Genomic DNA, 19,050 nt, shown 5'->3' with positions numbered 1-19,050 from the left:
TGATGTGAGAGAGGTAGAAGAAGAATAAGCAGATCAAGTAAGGAAAAAAAATGAGCTTTAGTTACTATAATATGAAAAAACACCCAAGAAACTTTCGTAATATAACAGGTTTAACTATAGAGGAGTTCGAAAAAGTAGTGGAAAAAGTGAGGTCTGGATGGGAAAAACAGAAAAAGTGTCATGGTAGAAGATCAAAACTACCAACTCTGGAAGATAAGTTGTTTTGCGTAATTTTGTACTATCGCACTTACATAACACATAGATTTTTAGGATGCCTATTCAATGTACACAACGCAAATGTATGTAGGTTACTTAAGAGAATAGAGCCATTACTCGCCAAAAAAGTGACTATAACAAAAGATAGAAGTATGACGCCAGAAAAAATACTGAAGATTTTGGCTGATGTTACAGAACAGCAAATACAGAGACCAGAAGATAGTAAAAAACGGAAGAAATCATATTCAGGAAAAAAAAGAACCAACACTATGAAAACTGAGATTATTATCGAAGAAGGAGGAAGAATTTTATCAGTGTCAAAGTCATACCGTGGTAGAATTAGTGATTTCCGCATAAGGAAACAAGAAAAATATTTACCACTTGATAGCATAAAACATGCCGATTCTGGATATCAAGGTTGGCAAAAATTGCAAAGCAATGTTATAATTCCATATAAAAAGTATCGTAAAAAGCCATTAACTCCAGAGCATAATAGAAGATTAGCATCATTTAGAATGAGAGTAGAAAACAAGATCCGAGAGATAAAGATATTTAAGATTATGTCGAATGTTTATCGCAATTTTCAGAAAAAATATAACCTGAGGTTCAATATTATTGCTGGTATTGTAAATCTTAAGCACGCCTTTTAGTTAACCTTGATTGCAGCGGGATGACGGTTGTCGTTTAGTTACAAATATTAAGAAATTTACCAAACGAAAAAAAGGCAAAAGAAGCCCCGAGTAGCGAGTTTTGACTCTATATTACTGTAAGTGGCGCTGTAATAATGTGCTAACGCTTAAAATAAGCGCGATTTGGCTGAATGTAGAAAAAATAAAAAAGACATGCAGCCACTATAATTTTATGTAATCCGCCAATAAATACCTGAGTTTTTTACTGAATTTTGTCATTGAGCCTGCAGGTCAAAAACAAGTTTTTCGTCATAAATACCCTTACTACCATAATAAGTGGGCTGGCGGAGTTTGTCAAGTAAGTTTTTTCGTTTCTGTGTTGTCAGCTACTTGCATGACACCATTTGTTGTAAACTCACTTTTTCTTGATTTTTTGGTTTATCTTGTCTACCTGTTTTGCCACTCTGCGAAACGGATACCTACTGAATAACAGTAAGATTTTTCAATCCTGTTCCACAGCAAATTTTAATGCCATGTGAGTAGTTATAGTGCTGTTAACAATCAAAACGACAAAAATTAACATGGTGATTAGTAGTGTATAAATATTCAAGGACAAATTTTCAAATTGAGTTAGCATTTTAAAATACACAAAGGTTGGCATTATCATTGGCAAAACAAGAATTTGCGATACTCCTGATGCTAAGTTGTTTCGACCAATCATCAATGCATTTCCAGTAGCTGAAATATTAATGATTATCAGCGTATTAAATAATAAAGACACTCCAACTGCTATTGAGTGTTCAACACTATTGCCTAGAATTGCAAAGCTGAATATGGAAGAAATTACTGAAATCGGTAACCCAAATAATAACCAGTGAGCGAAAATTTTATAAGCAACTGTAAGCCTAGAAGAGAGTGGCTGTACAAAGATTTGCTCTAATATTCCATCATGATAATCAGATGTAAACAAATTATTTGTAGAGATCTGCAAAACAAATGTAGCACATATCCATGTTAATGTTAACATAACTTCTTGTTTATTGTTGTTTTCAAGTGTAAATGAAGATAAACTTAACATTATGATAAAAATACATACTATATAGGTAAAGTTCTTATCATCTGTTACTAATTTTTTTACTGAGTCGATCATACTAGGCTTTTAAATGTTTATTATAAATTATAGTGTTTACTTTGAGGTAGTATAATTTTTTGTTCATAAGTTATATAGGTTTTATTATTTTTTTGATAATGCAATTATGGAAAAGTTACCAAAAATAAAGTCACCAGAAGATTACACTCCTTCAAAAGATGAAGAATATATGAGCGTAAAACAACTGGAATACTTCAGCTTAAAGTTACAGTCAATACTTGCTGAGTTGGAGAAACAAGAACTAGAAGAGAATAGTATTGATACATACTATTCTGATGGAGATAGTGGAAACGAGGAATTAATCAAGCGTCGAAAAGATAGAAAAGAAAAAATTAAGGAGGCGTTAGAAAAAATAAAATTAGGCACTTATGGTTACTGCGATGGAACAGGAGAAGAAATAGGAGTCGAAAGACTTAAAGCTAATCCGCTTGCTATATATTGTATTGAAGAGCAAGAGAGAGTAGAAAAAGAAAAGAACGTGTACAACATTAACGATTAATTTACACATAAGTGGTGAGCCATGATTTATTAGACTTCAGGGTATTCTTAAAGAGCAAGAGGCGCTGAAGTATGTTATGCTATAAAGAAAGTGGAAAATTGGACATTCTCAACTCGACTCCTGCAGATTAAAAATTAAGTTGAATAAAAATTGGGTTTGACGAGTTTTTTTTCCATAGTTTAAGAAATTAAAAATTTAATGATTAGAATTATAATTACAAACCACAATAAAAAATAGACTTTTCCATTTGATTTATTTTTAACTTGGATGTTTTCTAATTTTTTATCAGCTATTAGGTTTAATTTTTCTATAAGGCTAAATATCCCTTGGATTGTTTTTACAGGATAAGAATTTCTAATTTTTTCCCTATACCCTATTTTACTTTCATGTTGACTGCTTATCCACGCTTCAACTACTTTCCACATATTGATTTCTGGGTAGATCTTTCTACATGTCCCTTCTAGTAAAATCATAGTTTTCTGCAGCAATAACAATTGTGTTTGAACTTTCATATCAAAATCACCAGTTATTTTTAATAGCTGAGCAAGTAAACTAGCAAATGAAATCTTCTGTATAGGCTGCCCAATAACAGGTTCACCTATTGCTCTGCAAGCTGTGACAAAATTTCTATGCTGTGATGAAACGTAACCAGCTTTAAAGTGCATTTTTGCAACGTGATCATAATCCCGATTTAAAAAGCCTTTGAGTATCTCTATAACGTAATAGCATGTCTCACGATCTATTCTACCCATGATTCCACAATCCAGGGCAATAATATTGTTATTACTATCAACCATTAGATTTCCAGGATGCATATCAGCATGAAAAAAACAATCCCTGTATACCTGATGACAAAACGATTCTATAAGGTTGATAGCTATTTGCTTATGATTATTCAGTTTTTCAACTTCGTATATTGGAGTTGCTTCTATCCATTCTAATGTTAAAACCTTTTTTGCAGTTCTATTCCAATCTATTTCAGGTACATAAAAACCTCTGTCATTTTTTGTGTTTTCCTTTAGTTCTGAAGAGTGAGCAGCTTCAAAACGTAGATCTAACTCTAATCGGCAAATTTCAGCAAAAGTTTTGACTAATTCAATTGGCTCTCAGCCTTTTTGATTGTTCGCTAAATTTTTCTGCAATTTCTGCAAGCCAAGAAAGCATTTTTATATCCCTTGAGAATGTTTTCTCAATATTTGGCCTTAAAACCTTCACAGCAACTTCCTTACCCTCAGTTGTAACCGCTCTATGCACCTGAGAAATCGATGCTGCTGCAATTGGCTTTTCAAAAAAGCTTGAAAAAATGTCGCTCAATTTACAATTAAACTCACTTTCTATAGTTTTAACTGCTATTTTATGTGAAAATGATGGCAATCTATCACATATCAATAACAAGTTATTTGTTATATCCTCATTTAAAACATCAGTACGTGATGAGATAGACTGCCCAAACTTAATGAACACCGGACCTAATTTTTCAAGAGCACACTTTAGCTTATGGCCTTGTATTTTATTTATTGATTTCTTTGATGGTGGAAGTAAATAAGGTAATATATTGTAACGTGTCAGCACTGTAGTTATGTGCAGAAGACGCAAAATATTTTGAATCATTTTGCTGCGTAACTGCTAAATATTTCATTTAGGGTTCTATTTTTCATAATCTCATCGGGCTTGCCTTGGCAATAGATAGTATTATTTATACAAATTACGTAATCTGAGGATGGTAGAGCAGAGTTAAGATCATGAGAAGTCATAAGAATCGATACCAATCGTTTTTTTGCTATTTTATTTATAATATCATAAAATTTAGCCCGCGCGTTAATATCCATTGCACTGACTGGTTCATCTAAAATGATCAAGTCAGGCTCTGCAATTAAACAACGTGCAAGCAGTAGTAGTTGTGTTTGCCCTGCAGAAATTTCTAACACTTGATTCTTCAAAATGTTACCGATACCAACCAACTCTATCGCTTCTGTAATAATGGATTGATTTTTCTTTAGTCTTTTCAAGGAGCTATTTAAAAGGAAATATTCAACTGTTATTGGCATCAAATTACTAATACTAAAATTTTGCGGCATATAGCCAATTTTTATGTTGTCAGCAAATACGATACTACCGGTACAGCTTTTATTTATGCCAGCAATTGCTTTCACTAAAGAGGTTTTACCTCCACCATTTGGACCAAGTATTGTAATTACGTCTCCTCTTTCCATGAACATATTGATATTGTCAAGAATTCTTTTACCATCATATGTGAGAGCAAGATTTTCTATTTTTAGAACACGATTATTGACATTATTTAACTTTTTGGCAAAATTTAACTTCTTCTCAACGTTTATATGAGACATTTACTGGCTTTTTTTCTATTACTTTCATTTACACTATACTATAATATTGCCTTTTCATCCAATTTAAAAGTTGTAGCTACAATTAAACCTATCCACTCACTTGTAGCTTCTGTGACAGAAGGGATTTTAGAACCGGGATTGCTTGGCTATGCAACATCTGCGCATAATTATATATTAAAGCCGTCTGATGCGAGTAATTTGGAATCAAGTGATGTCATATTTTACACTGACGATAACTTAGAGACGTTTGTTCAAACTTTCGCCAAAAATAATAAAGAACTAGTGCAGTTGTCACAGGTAATCAACCTACTTCCTGCTCGGCCACATTCATTTTCTAGAAAAATTACCAATACTCAAGATGAAAAAGACCTACACATTTGGCTGAGTCCCGAAAATGCAAAGAGCATGATACTTTTTATAAGTGCAACGTTGTCTAACATAGATAAAGAAAATTCCCATCGATACAACTCTAATGCAACAAAAGCTATAAAAAAAATAGACCAAGAAGTAAAAGAAATCGTGAAAGAACTGAATGATTTTAAAAATCAAAAATACATCGTCACTCACGATGCTTATCAATATTTTGAAAAATATTTCGGTCTAAATCACCCAAACGCCATTCTTTCTATAGAAGAGGATTCTTACATAGGTATGAAGAGTTTTATGAAGCTAAAAAAGATAATGAAGGAAGAAAACGTTAAATGTATATTTGCTCATTCACAGGAAGATAGCATAAAGCCTAATGCTCTTTCTAATGACGCAAAAATGGTAGTTCTTGATCCTATTGGATCAGACATAGAGCCTGGAAAAGATGCATATCTAGCCATAATCAATAGCATTGCACAAAATTTTAAGTCTTGTTTTGTTGAGTAATAAGCTCCCTTTTAGCTTACTGTTTTATTGTTCTGCAATTTAAATTACCATTTGTCCTTTACATATTATGCAGGTTTAGAATTATGCTTTATTCTTACGTTTATGTCTTAGCCCAATGCAATCAATAAGTTAAGCAAGTATTCTAAGGAGAACCCTTCGATTTTTGACCTATTGATTTGAGATACTTTAGGTTGATCAATCTTTAGAGCGTTTGCTGCTTTTTTCTGTGTTTTGTACCTCTTACTTATTAATTGTGCAATGACCTTTATTAATTTCAGTTTTGTATCTTTTACATCCTCCAACTCTACTATTATAGGATAACTTAATTGTAAATTTTGCATAATAATAAAATTCCTTATAAAAAAACTACTTTAATTTTTCTTCTTTAAATAATACGTGCCTTCTGACTACTGGGTCATACTTCCTAAACTCCAGTTTTCTGGTGAGCTTTTTTGGATTACGCTTTTTTACATAAAAATAGCCAGTTGATTTTTCTTCACCAGTTTTTGTTATCTTGATTGCAGTGCTGACTAACTTAACGAGCAAAGAAGCATTTTTTTTCGCCATACTTATAATGATATAATAGATTCTATGCGAGTTTATTACGCAAAACACTAAAAGTCAACCGAATAATGCAGATCGTAAAATTCTTGACAATCAACAGTGCATTAAGTAGCATGAAGTTAACTTCAGAATGAAAAGCAAACGGTAAATAAGTGGCAAATAGTGGCAAAAGGTTATTATTGATAGAAAATTCTGCCTGTTCTAATGAGGTAAGAGTTGCCTTATCAGTTAATAATAAGGTTGTAGAATTTGAACAAGAATTCAAGGAAAAAAAACAATTAAGAGGTAATATATACGTTGCTTATGTAAAGCGTATAGAGCCTTCTTTGCAAGCTGTATTTATTGAATATGGAAAAAACAAGCAAGGTTTTTTATCTTTTTCCGAGATATCTCTAGATTACTTCAATATTTCAGAAAAAGAAAAGGAAACTATCTTTGAGGGCTACTCAAATGACGATTGTACAGAAGAAGCACCAGCAAATGTTTCTTCAGATTTTGCAGCTAGTAAGAATGTTAACGAGTCAGGTAGTGGTTTTGTAAGAGAGGTACCTTTATATAAAAAATACAAATTACAAGATGTTATTTCAGTAAATCAAAAAGTATTGGTTCAGCTAACTAAAGAGGAACGAGGCAATAAAGGAGCTTCATTTACAACATATATAACTTTAGTGGGTAGATACTGTGTTTTCATGCCAAATTCCATGAGTAAAGGTGGGGTGTCTCGCAGAATTGAAGATGCTAATGTCAGAAAGCAGTTAAAGGATATACTGAGTTCAATAAACTTGCCAAAAAGATCAGGTTTAATAGTAAGAACTGTTGGTTCAGGAAAAGATAAGAAAGAAATTGAGCAGGATTACAATTACTTATCCTCATTATGGCAGAGCATTCAAAAAAATGCCTTCTCTGTAAATGCTCCATCATTAATTTACAACGAAGCAGATGTAATTATGAGATCTGTTCGTGATTTTTGTAGCGATGGTATAGAAGTCATAGTATCTGGGAAGGAAGCTTTTGAAGCAGTGAGACAATATACTAAAAATGCATTAAAAGGTAGTAAGTTGCGTTACAGATTGTATAGAGGTTCTATCCCAATCTTTACTTACTATGGAATCGAAGATCAAATTTCTGAGTTATATAGCAATAGGGTAGAGTTGCCATCTGGTGGGTCTTTGGTAATAACTTTAACTGAGGCGTTTGTTTCAATAGACGTAAATTCAGGAAAGATGACAGGAGAAGATAGCATAGAAGAAACAGCTTATAGAACCAATATGGAAGCAGTACCTGAAATATCAAGACAGGTGAATCTTAGGGGCCTATCAGGATTAATAGTAGTCGATTTTATTGACATGTTGAAATATCAGTATTGCAGAGCTGTTGAGTCTGCTATAAAGCAAGCGTTTAAAGACGATAAAGCTAAAGTTCAATTTAGCTACATAAATGACTTTGGTTTAATGGTATTTTCAAGACAAAGAATTAAACCAAACATACAAGAAATTAATACTACAGAGTGTTTACACTGCAAGGGTATTGGAAGAGTAAAATCGAACGAAGTAATTGTTGCATCGATACTAAGGGATTTACAACACATTGCTCATAGGAACCAAAATAAGTCTTTTGATTTAATAGCGCATAGTGCGGTTATAGCGCATATTTTTAATAATAAACGGAATACAGTTTCTACAATCGAAAAAGAGTTTAATATTACATTGAACATTAGTACTGATAACAGTTTAGATGTAAATACATTTGTTTTAAAACAAGGAGATGATGTTAATTCAAACGGTTATAAGCCGTTACAGAACTCTGGATACCAAATTGAGGATAGCAGCAATGAAGAAGTTGATAATTCAAATAAACTACGAGGCAATTTTTGGCTGACTAAGTGGCTTTCGCGCTTTTTAAGTTCTAATAACTAATTAGAAACCCTAAATTGGGCTTGTAATTAATAAGTCCTATACTTATATATTCTTATATCAGATAATATTTACAATGGGGTATTCATTATGGGAAGAGCAATAGGCATAGATCTCGGAACAACAAATTCTTGTGTTGCAATAATGCAGGGCAAGGATACAAAGGTAATAGAAAATAAAGAAGGGGCAAGAACTACTCCATCTATAGTTGCATTTACTTCGTCAGGAGAAAGGTTGATTGGCGCTCCAGCAAAAAGGCAAGCAACCACCAATGCAAGTAATACCTTTTTTGCTACTAAGAGATTAATAGGCCGTCAATACGGTGATTCTGAAATGAAAAATCTAAACGTGCCGTATAAAGTGTTTGCAGCAAAAAATGGTGACGCATGGGTTAAAACCACTGATAATAAAGAATACTCTCCTAGTCAAATTGGTGCATTCATACTACAAAACATGAAAGAAGCAGCAGAAGCTTATCTTGGAGAGGAAGTAAAAGATGCTGTGATAACAGTGCCAGCATACTTCAACGACTCTCAACGTCAAGCAACAAAAGATGCAGGAAAAATCGCCGGATTAAATGTACTCAGAATAGTAAATGAACCGACTGCTGCAGCGCTTGCTTATGGTCTTGATAAGAAACATGGGCACACAATAGTGGTATATGACCTTGGTGGTGGTACATTTGATGTCTCAATACTTGAAATAGGTGAAGGGGTTTTTGAAGTAAAGGCTACAAATGGTGACACTCATCTTGGAGGTGAAGACTTTGATAACGCAATAGTGAGTTATTTACTAGATGAATTCAAGAAAAGTAATGGCATTGATTTGAAAAATGATCCAATGGCTATGCAAAGAATCAAAGAAGCTGCTGAAAAAGCGAAAATTGAATTATCAAGTGCAATGGAAACGGAAATAAATCTACCGTTTATTACAGCTGATGCAAGTGGTCCAAAACACTTAAATATGAAATTAACGAGAGCAAAACTTGAAAGCTTAGTGAATGGTTTAATCGAAAGAACTATGGCTCCTTGTAAAAAAGCTCTTGAGGATGCTGGTTTGTCTGCTAGTCAAATTGGCGAAGTGGTTCTCGTTGGTGGCATGACTCGTATGCCAAAAGTCATAGAGAAAGTTAAAGAATTCTTTGGCAAAGATCCACATAGAGGAGTGAATCCTGATGAAGTTGTAGCAATTGGAGCTGCAATACAGGCGGGAATCATTCAAGGTGATGTAAGAGATGTGTTACTACTTGACGTGACTCCACTTTCTCTTGGTATTGAGACTCTAGGAGGAGTATTCACTCCACTTATTGAACGTAATACTACTATTCCCACTAAAAAATCTCAGGTGTTTTCAACTGCAGAAGATAACCAAACAGCCGTTACAATTAAGGTACATCAAGGTGAAAGAAAATTGGCGGTTGATAACAAGCTACTTGGTCAGTTTAGTTTGGAAGGGATACCTCCTGCTCCTCGTGGAGTTCCTCAGATCGAAGTAACATTTGACATAGATGCAAATGGAATAGCACATGTTTCTGCAAAAGATAAAGCTACTGGAAAAGAGCAAAAAATACGCATTCAATCTTCAGGTGGTCTATCTGATGATGAAATAAATCGCATGGTGAAAGAAGCTGAAGAAAAAGCACAAGAAGATGAGAAGCGCAAAAAGTTTATTGAGGTGAAAAACCAAGCAGATAGTTTAGTTCATTCTACAGAAAAGTCTCTGACAGAGTATGGTGATAAAGTTTCACCAGAAGATAAATCTGCTATTGAAAATGCAGTTAACGAATTAAAAGAAGTTAGTAAATCTGATAACATTGATGACACTGATTCAATCCAGCAGAAAGTTACTAATCTTTCTCAATTATCTATGAAACTTGGAGAAGCTATGTATAATGCCTCACAACAAAATAGTGCTGGAAATGGCTTTTCATCAGAAGGGAATCCAAATGATAAAGAAGAAAAAGTAGTAGATTCTGATTATCAAGACATAGATAATAAGGAAGAGAATAAGTAATTGTGTATTGTTATATCACTTTTCCTGTCATTCCAGTATCAGCTACTTGGATGACAAGAGGAGCATATTGTTGCTTAAAGAAACCATTATGGATATTATTAAAACGATAGAAGAAAAGATACGCGATTCGATAGATGTAATTGATATCAACATTATCGATGAATCAGTAAAGCATGCTGATCATTATTTTGCTTCATCTTCAACATTACCTTCGCACATTAAATTAATATTAATATCTGACGGCTTTATTAGAATGAGCATTCTAAAAAGACATAAGTTAATTTATGAGTTATTGAAGGGTGAGATAGAGCTAATACATGCAATTTCTCTTCACTTGTATACGCAAAACGAGTACAATTTAAAAAATAAATAATAAAAATGTGAAGGAAGAGTCTATATTAGTTAAAGCAGGAAGAAAATTTAATGACTATAAAGGTTCTATGAACCCGCCAGTTTATCATTCTTCTACCATATTATTTCCTACTTACAAGGACTACTTAAATGCAGCAAATGGAGAAAGTATATACGATGTAATCAACGATGGTGTTGCAAGGGATTATAGCTACAGTAATGTTGGTACTCCTACTGTTCATTATCTTTCAAATGCACTTGCTGAAATTGAAGGGAGTGGACAAGCGCTTATTTATCCTTCCGGACTATTTGCACTTACTTTTGCTATTTTGACTTTCACTAAAGCGGGTTCGCATGTCTTGATACAAGATAATAGTTATTACCGACTTAAGAGATTTGCCGAAAATGAGCTACCAAAAAGAGGAACAGAAGTAACTTTTTATGATCCAACACAGGATATAGCTGATTTAATTCAGAGTAATACTTCATTGATAATGATCGAGACTCCTGGTTCTGTAGCGTTTGAGATTTCGAATGTAGAGCATATAGTAAAAGTTGCTAAAGAACGTGGAATCGTAACCGTTTGCGACAATTCATGGGCCACACCTTTGTTATTTAAGCCGCTTGATTATGGAATTGATGTTGCACTATATGCGGTGACAAAGTATCTAGCCGGTCACTCAGACTTATTGATGGGGGCTATTATTGCTGAAGGTGAAATTTTTAAATTGCTTTATGAGAGCTATAAAAATTATGGAGTAACCATTCAATCGCACGACTGCTACCTTGTACACAGGGGACTAAGAACACTGCACACACGTATGAAAAGGCACCAAAATACAGCAATGGAAGTGGCAAAGTGGCTAGAAAAACATTCAAAAATCAAAAAAGTTTTGTATCCAGCACTTCCCTCCCATCCTCAACACGAATTATGGAAAAGTTATTTCAAAGGAGCAAGCGGCACATTCAGTATAGTACTAGATAGAGAATATTCATGTGAAGAACTAAGCTGCATGGTTGATCATATGAAAATTTTTAGTATTGGTGCTTCTTGGGGAGGGTGCGATAGTTTAATATTACCAATAGATCGTAGATCTATGTCAAGATCTGTAATGAATTCAGATTATGGTGGAAGTTTTATACGGATATTTTGTGGACTGGAAGATCCTGAAGATTTAATCTTTGACCTTAATGATGCACTAAAAAGGTTATCATGCTTAGACTTTCAAAACGATGAAGTAGGACATGAAACTGAGAGAATTACTGCATGATGTTGTTGATGTTAACTTTGGCGTTGAAATCAAGGGCGTTACATGTAATCCCAAAAGAGTCAAGGGAGGTTATCTTTTCGTTTGTGTGTCAGAAAGGGATAGGATTTACATAGATCAGATATTATCTTGTGGAGCTAAAGCGATAATTGCAAGTGATTGCATAACAAATGGTATCATTCCAGCGCGTGACGCTGGAATTCATATTTTCCACCCAAACCCTCAAGAAATATACAGCGAAATAGTCAGCAGATTTTATCAGTTCAAACAGCCCAAATATGTTGCTGCTGTAACTGGTACGAATGGTAAAACTTCAGTAGTAGAATTTTGCCGTCAGATCTGGCAGAATGCTGGCTATAATGCTGCGTCTATTGGAACACTTGGAACATGCATCAATAATGGTAGAAAAGGTAATAGCAACAGTCTTACCACTCCAGGTGCAGATGACCTTTACGCAGCATTACGTGATATAGATAATAAAAACGTAGAGCACTTAGTGTTAGAAGCATCAAGTCATGGGGTTGATCAATATAGAATCCATGGACTTAGGCTCACTGCTGCAGTTTTTACCAACTTCTCACAAGACCATTTAGATTATCATAAGGATATCAACAAGTATTTTGAAGTTAAAAAAAAGTTATTTTATGAGGTATTACCAAAAGGGGAAACAGCAGTGTTAAATGCAGACATAAGTGAGTATGATGCGCTGCTTAAAATAGCTGAAAAACGCAGCAACAAAGTTATCACCTATGGGAAAAAAGGCTCTGATATTACTTTGTTAAAGCAAACACCAGCACCAAACGGTCAACACCTGACAATTAAAATTGGTGATGAAATTTATGAGACGTTTTTTCCGATTCTGGGGCAATTCCAAGCATATAATCTGTTGTGTGCAATGGGTATAGTTACCTCGTCTGGACTGAATTACAGAGAAATATGCGTAGATAAACTCATTTTTCCAGCAGGAAGAATGGAAAAAGTGAAACCTTTTGCATTTGTGGATTACGCTCATACTCCAAGTGCGCTTAAACAAGCCCTATTGTCTTTAAAATGGCACTTCAATAAAAAAATAATTCTAGTTTTTGGTTGTGGTGGCAATCGTGATCAAACAAAACGCGCAGAAATGGGTAAAGTAGCACAAATGTATGCAGACAGAGTGATAATCACGGATGACAATCCGCGTGATGAGAATCCTGCAGAAATTCGTCGTGGTATTTTACTACATTGCCCTAATGCGCTAGAGATAGAAGATAGAAGAGAAGCTATAGAGAAAGGAGTAGATATTGCCTATAACAAGGGTATGATTCTGCTAGTTGCAGGAAAGGGGCACGAAAGATTTCAAATCATAGGGAATCAAACCTTTGAGTTTAGTGATGTTGAGGTTATTAAAAATCACGTTTTAACATGCTGATTTTTACAATCATTCACCGTTCTTGCAAGCGATAGCACTCTCACTTCTTTTGCACCGGAGTTTAAAATTTCTTGAGAGCAAGATCTTACAGTTGCTCCGGTTGTTACCACATCATCAACTAATATCACGATTTTATTTTTGATAATTTCTTTGTTGCTTGTTTTAAAAGCCTTCTTTAAGTTTTTTTCACGCTGTTTAAGTGAAAGACCAGCTTGAGGCGCAGTATGGCGAAGACGTTTTATTGCAAATGGCGTATAGGATAAATTGGACAACTTACTCAACTCTTTTGCAAGTAGTGCTGCTTGATTATATTTACGTTTAAACAAACGCATTTTATGTAACGGTATAGGAATTATGGCCTCTGCGTTCTGAAACGTATCCTGATTAGCTTGGTGTATCCACTTTGCATAGATTTTTACGTAATTCAAATTATCAAAAAATTTGAAATTTATAATCATGTTTCTACTATGTTGATCATAAGCAAAAACTGATCTTAATACTTTAAACGGTGGAGGATTGGTAATGCACTTACCACACGTATGAATATTGTCTGAGATTACTACTCCACAAACATTGCAGTAATGCTTAGTTAGAAAATTGATTTTTTTATTGCATTCACTACACAGATAATGCTTAGTTAGAAAATTGATTTTTTTATTGCATTCACTACACAGATTAAGATTTTCATCAATGATACACTCGCAACTTACGCATACGTTTGGAAATATGAGATTTGTAGCTTTTTTTAGTAAGAGAAGATTCACAATTCATTAGATATATTATAAAATTTATATAGTATAGCTAAAGTAACATAAGACCTGCTGAAAAAGGTGATTGAAAAAATGATGTGAGAGAGGTAGAAGAAGAATAAGCAGATCAAGTAAGGAAAAAAAATGAGCTTTAGTTACTATAATATGAAAAAACACCCAAGAAACTTTCGTAATATAACAGGTTTAACTATAGAGGAGTTCGAAAAAGTAGTGGAAAAAGTGAGGTCTGGATGGGAAAAACAGAAAAAGTGTCATGGTAGAAGATCAAAACTACCAACTCTGGAAGATAAGTTGTTTTGCGTAATTTTGTACTATCGCACTTACATAACACATAGATTTTTAGGATGCCTATTCAATGTACACAACGCAAATGTATGTAGGTTACTTAAGAGAATAGAGCCATTACTCGCCAAAAAAGTGACTATAACAAAAGATAGAAGTATGACGCCAGAAAAAATACTGAAGATTTTGGCTGATGTTACAGAACAGCAAATACAGAGACCAGAAGATAGTAAAAAACGGAAGAAATCATATTCAGGAAAAAAAAGAACCAACACTATGAAAACTGAGATTATTATCGAAGAAGGAGGAAGAATTTTATCAGTGTCAAAGTCATACCGTGGTAGAATTAGTGATTTCCGCATAAGGAAACAAGAAAAATATTTACCACTTGATAGCATAAAACATGCCGATTCTGGATATCAAGGTTGGCAAAAATTGCAAAGCAATGTTATAATTCCATATAAAAAGTATCGTAAAAAGCCATTAACTCCAGAGCATAATAGAAGATTAGCATCATTTAGAATGAGAGTAGAAAACAAGATCCGAGAGATAAAGATATTTAAGATTATGTCGAATGTTTATCGCAATTTTCAGAAAAAATATAACCTGAGGTTCAATATTATTGCTGGTATTGTAAATCTTAAGCACGCCTTTTAGTTAACCTTGATTTTAGTCACCCTCCTTTCCTTTTTTTTATCGCTTGATTCGCAGCAGGTCTTTAAGCTTACACCCTTTCACTTTTTATTTCATTTCAATATAGTTCATACTGCTGAGTGCTGTAGCTAGTGCAAGTCAGGTTTTCCTACGTCATACCGCGATTTATTTGCGGTATCTCTAGATCCCGCTAACAAGCAGCGGGATGACGAATTTGTCGTTTATCAAATCGTCGGTAAACCTAAGTTACTTTAGCTATATAAAAGCAGAACTTATAACTCAGTTTGCGGTATACTATTGGCTAAAGTAGCCTCCGAATCACTCCAATGAGATAAACGCTGATATTTTTCTGGCTCCTGTATTTCACTTAACTTACTTTGCACTTTGTTGCAAGCCCACACAAGTGGCGTTATCATTGACGCGGCAGCCAAAATGATAGCAGCGCAAGCATAACTTACAATCTTGTTGAATACTTCAGCTACTGCACTAGCACAATCTTGCCCAGCACTTAAAAATGCATTTGAATGATCAACTAATGATTTTGTACTTGCTTTTAAACAATAGTCCCCTGTTATTTTTGACAATAACTTGGCTGGAAAGTATGACAAATATGCCACCATCAAAAATAAAGGTTGCAATATTATGTTGGCTGCTAAAGTAGCACCCAGTGCACACAATGAATACACTTTCTCTGCTCTGTAACCTACATACTCACAATTTTTTATATATTAATCATTATAACCGTTCTTACTCTCAACTCCGCAAATTATATCTTTCACAGGGCCTAATATATTATCAACATAATGTACAGACTTATAGAAACTATTTTCTGGAACTAGTGTAATCTCCTGTTCTCTTAGCAGGTACAACTCCATATTCAACGTACCTTCTAAAGTATCGATATTCTTATCTCCAAACCATAAATATGCAACCTAGCCTAATATAATTAAGAAATAGTTTATAATAAATATGTTTTAAGATGCCTGCCTGTAACACTTTCTGGAATTTTTACCACTTCTTCTGGAGTTCCAGTAGCAATCACTTCTCCGCCTTTTATTCCGCCCTCTGGTCCGATGTCTATTATATAATCTGCAGTTTTTATAACATGCAAATTGTGCTCAATAACTATAACAGTGTTTCCCAGATCGACTAATCTATGGAGTATTTTTAGTAAGTTATTTATATCTTCAAAGTGTAATCCAGTTGTTGGCTCATCAAGAATATACAATGTTCTTCCGGTAAATCGTTTTGATAGCTCTTTGGACAGCTTTATTCGTTGTGCTTCACCCCCAGACAACGTTGTTGACGACTGTCCGAGTTTTATATAGCCAAGCCCCACTTCCTGCAAAGAAACCAACTTTTCTTTTACCATTGGAAGGTTTTCAAAAAAATCACAAGCCTGATCTATCGTCATATCAAGCACATCAGAGATTGATTTTCCTTTATAAGTAACTTCCAATGTTTCACGATTATACCTTCGCCCTTTACACTGCTCACACTTCACATAAACGTCCGATAGAAAATGCATCTCTATCTTTAAGTGCCCATCACCTTTACAAGCCTCACACCTTCCCCCTCTGGTGTTAAATGAAAACCGGCCTATATTGTATCCCCTTGCTTTTGACTCCGAAAGACCTGCAAACCAATTTCTTATATGAGTAAACATACCGACATATGTTGCTGGATTTGACGCAGGAGTTCTACCAATTGGCAACTGATCAACTTCTATAATTTTATCTACATATTCAAGACCTTCTATTCTATCACACCGACCATACCGTGCAGACGAATGATGTATCTTATGTGCTGAATATTTATATAACGTTTCTATGACTAAACTTGATTTTCCCCCTCCTGATATTCCAGTAACACAAATAAGATTCCCTATAGGAAATTTAACGTTCACATTTTTTAAGTTATTTTCACATGCATTTATTACTTTTATGAACTGAGTTGCTTGCTTTCTTCTCCTTGGAATTAAAATTTTTTTCTCTCCACTCAAATATTGCCCTGTTATGCTCCCTGAATTTCTTTGCACCTGGTCTGGTGTTCCTTCTGCAACAACTTTTCCACCATTTACACCAGCTCCAGGACCAATATCAATCGCGTAATCAGCAGACATTATTGTATCTTCATCATGCTCAACAACGATTACAGTGTTACCCATGTCTCTCAAGTCTTTCAGTGTAGCAATTAACTGATCATTATCGCATTGATGAAGGCCTATCGAGGGTTCATCAAGCACATACAGCACTCCTGTTAAACCAGAGCCAATTTGCGAAGCAAGTCTGATCCTCTGACTCTCACCGCCAGAGAGAGTGCTAGATTCTCGATCGAGCGTTAGGTAATTCAACCCTACATTCTTTAGAAATGCTAGCCTCTTGATTATTTCATTTAATATTTTACTTGAGATCTGCTTCTGTTGTTCTGTGAGCTTGTCTGGCAAATTTTCAAACCACTTAAGGGATTTATCGATGCTGAGCCCTGATATTTCACCTATATGGTTGCTATCAATTTTTACTGTAAGTGCTTCTTTTTTCAATCTATAGCCAGTGCATTCCTTACAGTGAGTGACAGAGCAATATCGCTCGACAAGTGTTTCATCATAATCCATCTGACGTTCTAGGATACTGACCAAACCTTGAAATTTATCGGAGCCAAAGAGTATCATATCTTTTATTTCTTGATCTATGTTCTTCCACGGAACATCAAGACTGAATTTACAATTTTCAGCCAGTGATAGAATTGCACTTTTTAGAAATCCATAACTTGTGTGCACTTGACGGAACATTGGTCCTACTGGCTTTAAAGCACCCTCAGATATTGAAAGAGTTTCATCTGGCACTATTAGCTTTACATCAACAGCCAGCTTTTTACCAAGCCCATTACACGAACCACATGCACCGTAAGGGCTGTTAAAAGAAAATAATCTTGGTTCTATTTCCTCAAGAGTGAAACCAGACTCTGGGCATGCAAAATTCTCTGAAAAAGTCAGAATTTGACCATTTTTATATTCGGAATTATGGTTGTCAGGTAGGTTTACTACTTCTACATACATTAGACCATTACCAAGTTTTAGTGCGGATTCTATACTACTTGGCAGTCGATTTCCTATATCGCCCGATATTGATATTCTATCTGCAACCACAAAAATGTCGTGTTTTTTGTTCTTATCGAGTTTAGGCAAGTCATCTACATTGTACACTTCACCATCTATTTTGAACCTTACGTAACCTTGTCTTTTAATTTCCAATATCTCTTTGAGATGTTCTCCCTTTCTACCACGCACAACAGGGGCAAGTATATATATTTTAGTTTCTAAAGGTAACGCAATTATAGTATCTACAATTTGAGATACAGTTTGCTTTGTTATCGGTAACCCAGTTGCAGGTGAATAAGGAACCCCTATTCGTGCATATACTAAGCGCAAGTAATCGTAAATTTCGGTAACAGTTCCAACTGTTGACCTTGGATTTTTTGAGATCGATTTCTGGTTGATAGATATTGCAGGGGAAAGACCTGTAATCGACTCAACATCTGGTTTATCCTGAATGTTGAGAAATTGACGCGCGTAAGCTGATAGGCTTTCAACGTATCGGCGTTGGCCTTCTGCATAAATCGTATCAAATGCGAGACTAGATTTACCAGAACCACTTAGCCCAGTTATAACAATTAGCTTATTTTTCGGTATATTGACATCTACACCTTGCAGATTATGTTCCCTTGCACCCTTAACTCTTATAAAATCGTCCATATTATACTATATAACGTATTTTAACTATTATAGCCTTAAAATACATGAATTTACAGTGATATGTTGATTTTCTATTGATTTTTCAACTGTTACGGAAAATTAGGCAGCGTTTGATAAATCGTCATTCCGCTACTTGTTAGCGGCTGAGATACCGCGACGGTATGACGGTTAAGTAGACCAGTGCCCCTATGATGTCATCCCAGTGTCAAGCACACAACTGTACGAACGTTGTAGTTTGGGCCATCAGTGGGACAGTGCCCAGACTACTTGGATCCAGCTTCTATGCAACTTAATTAAAAGCGTTTGTTTTAGCGTAAGACAACTACCTTTAGCTCATCAGCTCAGTTATAAGCAA

Annotated in this window: 17 protein-coding genes and 1 pseudogene; 9 read left to right on the top strand and 9 right to left on the bottom strand. The window is 34.7% G+C overall.

From position 1 onward, the window contains the following. Nucleotides 1-50: 50 nt before the first annotated feature. Nucleotides 51-866 carry a transposase gene (locus MWH06_06480; GenBank protein ID UPA54888.1) on the top strand — a complete coding sequence of 272 codons (816 nt, stop codon included), beginning with the start codon at nucleotides 51-53 and terminating at the stop codon, nucleotides 864-866. A gap of 481 nt (nucleotides 867-1,347) precedes the next feature. Here MWH06_06480 and MWH06_06475 read toward each other — a convergent pair whose 3' ends face one another. Continuing rightward, the gene (locus MWH06_06475; GenBank protein ID UPA54887.1) at nucleotides 1,348-1,995 is read right to left on the bottom strand and encodes a heme exporter protein CcmB; all 648 of its coding nucleotides are present in this window, start codon (nucleotides 1,993-1,995) and stop codon (nucleotides 1,348-1,350) included. 106 nt (nucleotides 1,996-2,101) lie between these two features. Here MWH06_06475 and MWH06_06470 point away from each other — a divergent pair, with 106 nt between their 5' ends. After that, nucleotides 2,102-2,494 carry a TraR/DksA family transcriptional regulator gene (locus MWH06_06470; GenBank protein UPA54886.1) on the top strand — a complete coding sequence of 131 codons (393 nt, stop codon included), beginning with the start codon at nucleotides 2,102-2,104 and terminating at the stop codon, nucleotides 2,492-2,494. A 179-nt stretch (nucleotides 2,495-2,673) separates the two neighbouring features. On the opposite strand, the pseudogene ubiB reads toward MWH06_06470, so the two are convergent. After that, a pseudogene (ubiB, locus tag MWH06_06465) lies at nucleotides 2,674-4,105 on the bottom strand (2-polyprenylphenol 6-hydroxylase). Continuing rightward, nucleotides 4,102-4,842: a metal ABC transporter ATP-binding protein gene (locus tag MWH06_06460; protein UPA54885.1), complete on the bottom strand. Its 741-nt coding sequence runs from the start codon at nucleotides 4,840-4,842 to the stop codon at nucleotides 4,102-4,104. The pseudogene ubiB and the gene MWH06_06460 overlap by 4 nt, the downstream one beginning before the upstream one ends. Nucleotides 4,843-4,953: 111 nt before the next feature. Here MWH06_06460 and MWH06_06455 point away from each other — a divergent pair, with 111 nt between their 5' ends. Next, a complete protein-coding gene (locus MWH06_06455) occupies nucleotides 4,954-5,715 on the top strand; it encodes a metal ABC transporter substrate-binding protein (protein UPA54884.1) in 762 nt (253 codons plus the stop codon). Between the two features lie 107 nt (nucleotides 5,716-5,822). On the opposite strand, the gene MWH06_06450 is transcribed toward MWH06_06455, so the two are convergent. Next, on the bottom strand, nucleotides 5,823-6,056 hold the full coding sequence (locus MWH06_06450; protein UPA54883.1) for a helix-turn-helix domain-containing protein: 234 nt from the start codon (nucleotides 6,054-6,056) through the stop codon (nucleotides 5,823-5,825). A gap of 25 nt (nucleotides 6,057-6,081) precedes the next feature. Beyond that, the gene (rpmG, locus tag MWH06_06445; protein ID UPA55768.1) at nucleotides 6,082-6,282 is read right to left on the bottom strand and encodes a 50S ribosomal protein L33; all 201 of its coding nucleotides are present in this window, start codon (nucleotides 6,280-6,282) and stop codon (nucleotides 6,082-6,084) included. Nucleotides 6,283-6,431: 149 nt separating this feature from the next. On the opposite strand from rpmG, the gene MWH06_06440 reads away from it, so the two are divergent. From MWH06_06440 to MWH06_06420, 5 genes are all read left to right on the top strand, one after another. Next, nucleotides 6,432-8,195, top strand: a complete 1,764-nt coding sequence (locus tag MWH06_06440) for an Rne/Rng family ribonuclease (GenBank protein UPA54882.1) — start codon at nucleotides 6,432-6,434, stop codon at nucleotides 8,193-8,195. Nucleotides 8,196-8,282: 87 nt separating this feature from the next. After that, nucleotides 8,283-10,205, top strand: a complete 1,923-nt coding sequence (gene dnaK / locus MWH06_06435; GenBank protein UPA54881.1) for a molecular chaperone DnaK — start codon at nucleotides 8,283-8,285, stop codon at nucleotides 10,203-10,205. An 88-nt stretch (nucleotides 10,206-10,293) separates the two neighbouring features. Then, a complete protein-coding gene (locus tag MWH06_06430; protein UPA54880.1) occupies nucleotides 10,294-10,578 on the top strand; it encodes a BolA family transcriptional regulator in 285 nt (94 codons plus the stop codon). 7 nt (nucleotides 10,579-10,585) lie between these two features. Then, the gene (gene metC, locus MWH06_06425) at nucleotides 10,586-11,827 is read left to right on the top strand and encodes a cystathionine beta-lyase (protein UPA54879.1); all 1,242 of its coding nucleotides are present in this window, start codon (nucleotides 10,586-10,588) and stop codon (nucleotides 11,825-11,827) included. Further along, a complete protein-coding gene (locus MWH06_06420) occupies nucleotides 11,802-13,235 on the top strand; it encodes a UDP-N-acetylmuramoyl-L-alanyl-D-glutamate--2,6-diaminopimelate ligase (GenBank protein ID UPA54878.1) in 1,434 nt (477 codons plus the stop codon). The genes metC and MWH06_06420 overlap by 26 nt, the downstream gene beginning before the upstream one ends. On the opposite strand, the gene MWH06_06415 is transcribed toward MWH06_06420, so the two are convergent. Continuing rightward, a complete protein-coding gene (locus tag MWH06_06415) occupies nucleotides 13,217-13,999 on the bottom strand; it encodes a ComF family protein (protein UPA54877.1) in 783 nt (260 codons plus the stop codon). The genes MWH06_06420 and MWH06_06415 overlap by 19 nt on opposite strands. Before the next feature lie 129 nt (nucleotides 14,000-14,128). Here MWH06_06415 and MWH06_06410 point away from each other — a divergent pair, with 129 nt between their 5' ends. Then, nucleotides 14,129-14,944 (top strand): transposase, encoded by an 816-nt coding sequence (locus tag MWH06_06410; protein ID UPA54876.1) that lies wholly within the window; start codon nucleotides 14,129-14,131, stop codon nucleotides 14,942-14,944. Between the two features lie 269 nt (nucleotides 14,945-15,213). Here the strand turns inward: MWH06_06410 and MWH06_06405 are convergent, their stop codons facing one another. The 3 genes from MWH06_06405 to uvrA form a co-directional block, all read right to left on the bottom strand. Continuing rightward, complete coding sequence (locus MWH06_06405) at nucleotides 15,214-15,549, bottom strand: hypothetical protein (protein UPA54875.1); 336 nt, start codon at nucleotides 15,547-15,549, stop codon at nucleotides 15,214-15,216. A gap of 120 nt (nucleotides 15,550-15,669) precedes the next feature. Then, a complete protein-coding gene (locus MWH06_06400; protein ID UPA54874.1) occupies nucleotides 15,670-15,816 on the bottom strand; it encodes a hypothetical protein in 147 nt (48 codons plus the stop codon). 83 nt (nucleotides 15,817-15,899) lie between these two features. Continuing rightward, nucleotides 15,900-18,695 (bottom strand): excinuclease ABC subunit UvrA, encoded by a 2,796-nt coding sequence (gene uvrA / locus MWH06_06395; protein UPA54873.1) that lies wholly within the window; start codon nucleotides 18,693-18,695, stop codon nucleotides 15,900-15,902. Nucleotides 18,696-19,050 lie beyond the last annotated feature (355 nt).

The organism is Wolbachia pipientis (assembly GCA_023052945.1).
GTDB lineage: Bacteria > Pseudomonadota > Alphaproteobacteria > Rickettsiales > Anaplasmataceae > Wolbachia.
This window is presented reverse-complemented; position numbering and strand designations above follow the sequence as displayed.

What these genes read in the sequence shown, in the direction of transcription:
- MWH06_06480 (UPA54888.1), top strand. Translation starts at nt 51, where the DNA reads ATGAGCTTTAGTTACTATAATATGAAAAAACACCCAAGAAACTTTCGT.
- MWH06_06475 (UPA54887.1), bottom strand. Translation starts at nt 1,995, where the DNA reads ATGATCGACTCAGTAAAAAAATTAGTAACAGATGATAAGAACTTTACC.
- MWH06_06470 (UPA54886.1), top strand. Translation starts at nt 2,102, where the DNA reads ATGGAAAAGTTACCAAAAATAAAGTCACCAGAAGATTACACTCCTTCA.
- MWH06_06460 (UPA54885.1), bottom strand. Translation starts at nt 4,842, where the DNA reads ATGTCTCATATAAACGTTGAGAAGAAGTTAAATTTTGCCAAAAAGTTA.
- MWH06_06450 (UPA54883.1), bottom strand. Translation starts at nt 6,056, where the DNA reads ATGCAAAATTTACAATTAAGTTATCCTATAATAGTAGAGTTGGAGGAT.
- rpmG (UPA55768.1), bottom strand. Translation starts at nt 6,282, where the DNA reads ATGGCGAAAAAAAATGCTTCTTTGCTCGTTAAGTTAGTCAGCACTGCA.
- dnaK (UPA54881.1), top strand. Translation starts at nt 8,283, where the DNA reads ATGGGAAGAGCAATAGGCATAGATCTCGGAACAACAAATTCTTGTGTT.
- MWH06_06430 (UPA54880.1), top strand. Translation starts at nt 10,294, where the DNA reads ATGGATATTATTAAAACGATAGAAGAAAAGATACGCGATTCGATAGAT.
- MWH06_06420 (UPA54878.1), top strand. Translation starts at nt 11,802, where the DNA reads ATGAAACTGAGAGAATTACTGCATGATGTTGTTGATGTTAACTTTGGC.
- MWH06_06410 (UPA54876.1), top strand. Translation starts at nt 14,129, where the DNA reads ATGAGCTTTAGTTACTATAATATGAAAAAACACCCAAGAAACTTTCGT.
- MWH06_06400 (UPA54874.1), bottom strand. Translation starts at nt 15,816, where the DNA reads ATGGAGTTGTACCTGCTAAGAGAACAGGAGATTACACTAGTTCCAGAA.
- uvrA (UPA54873.1), bottom strand. Translation starts at nt 18,695, where the DNA reads ATGGACGATTTTATAAGAGTTAAGGGTGCAAGGGAACATAATCTGCAA.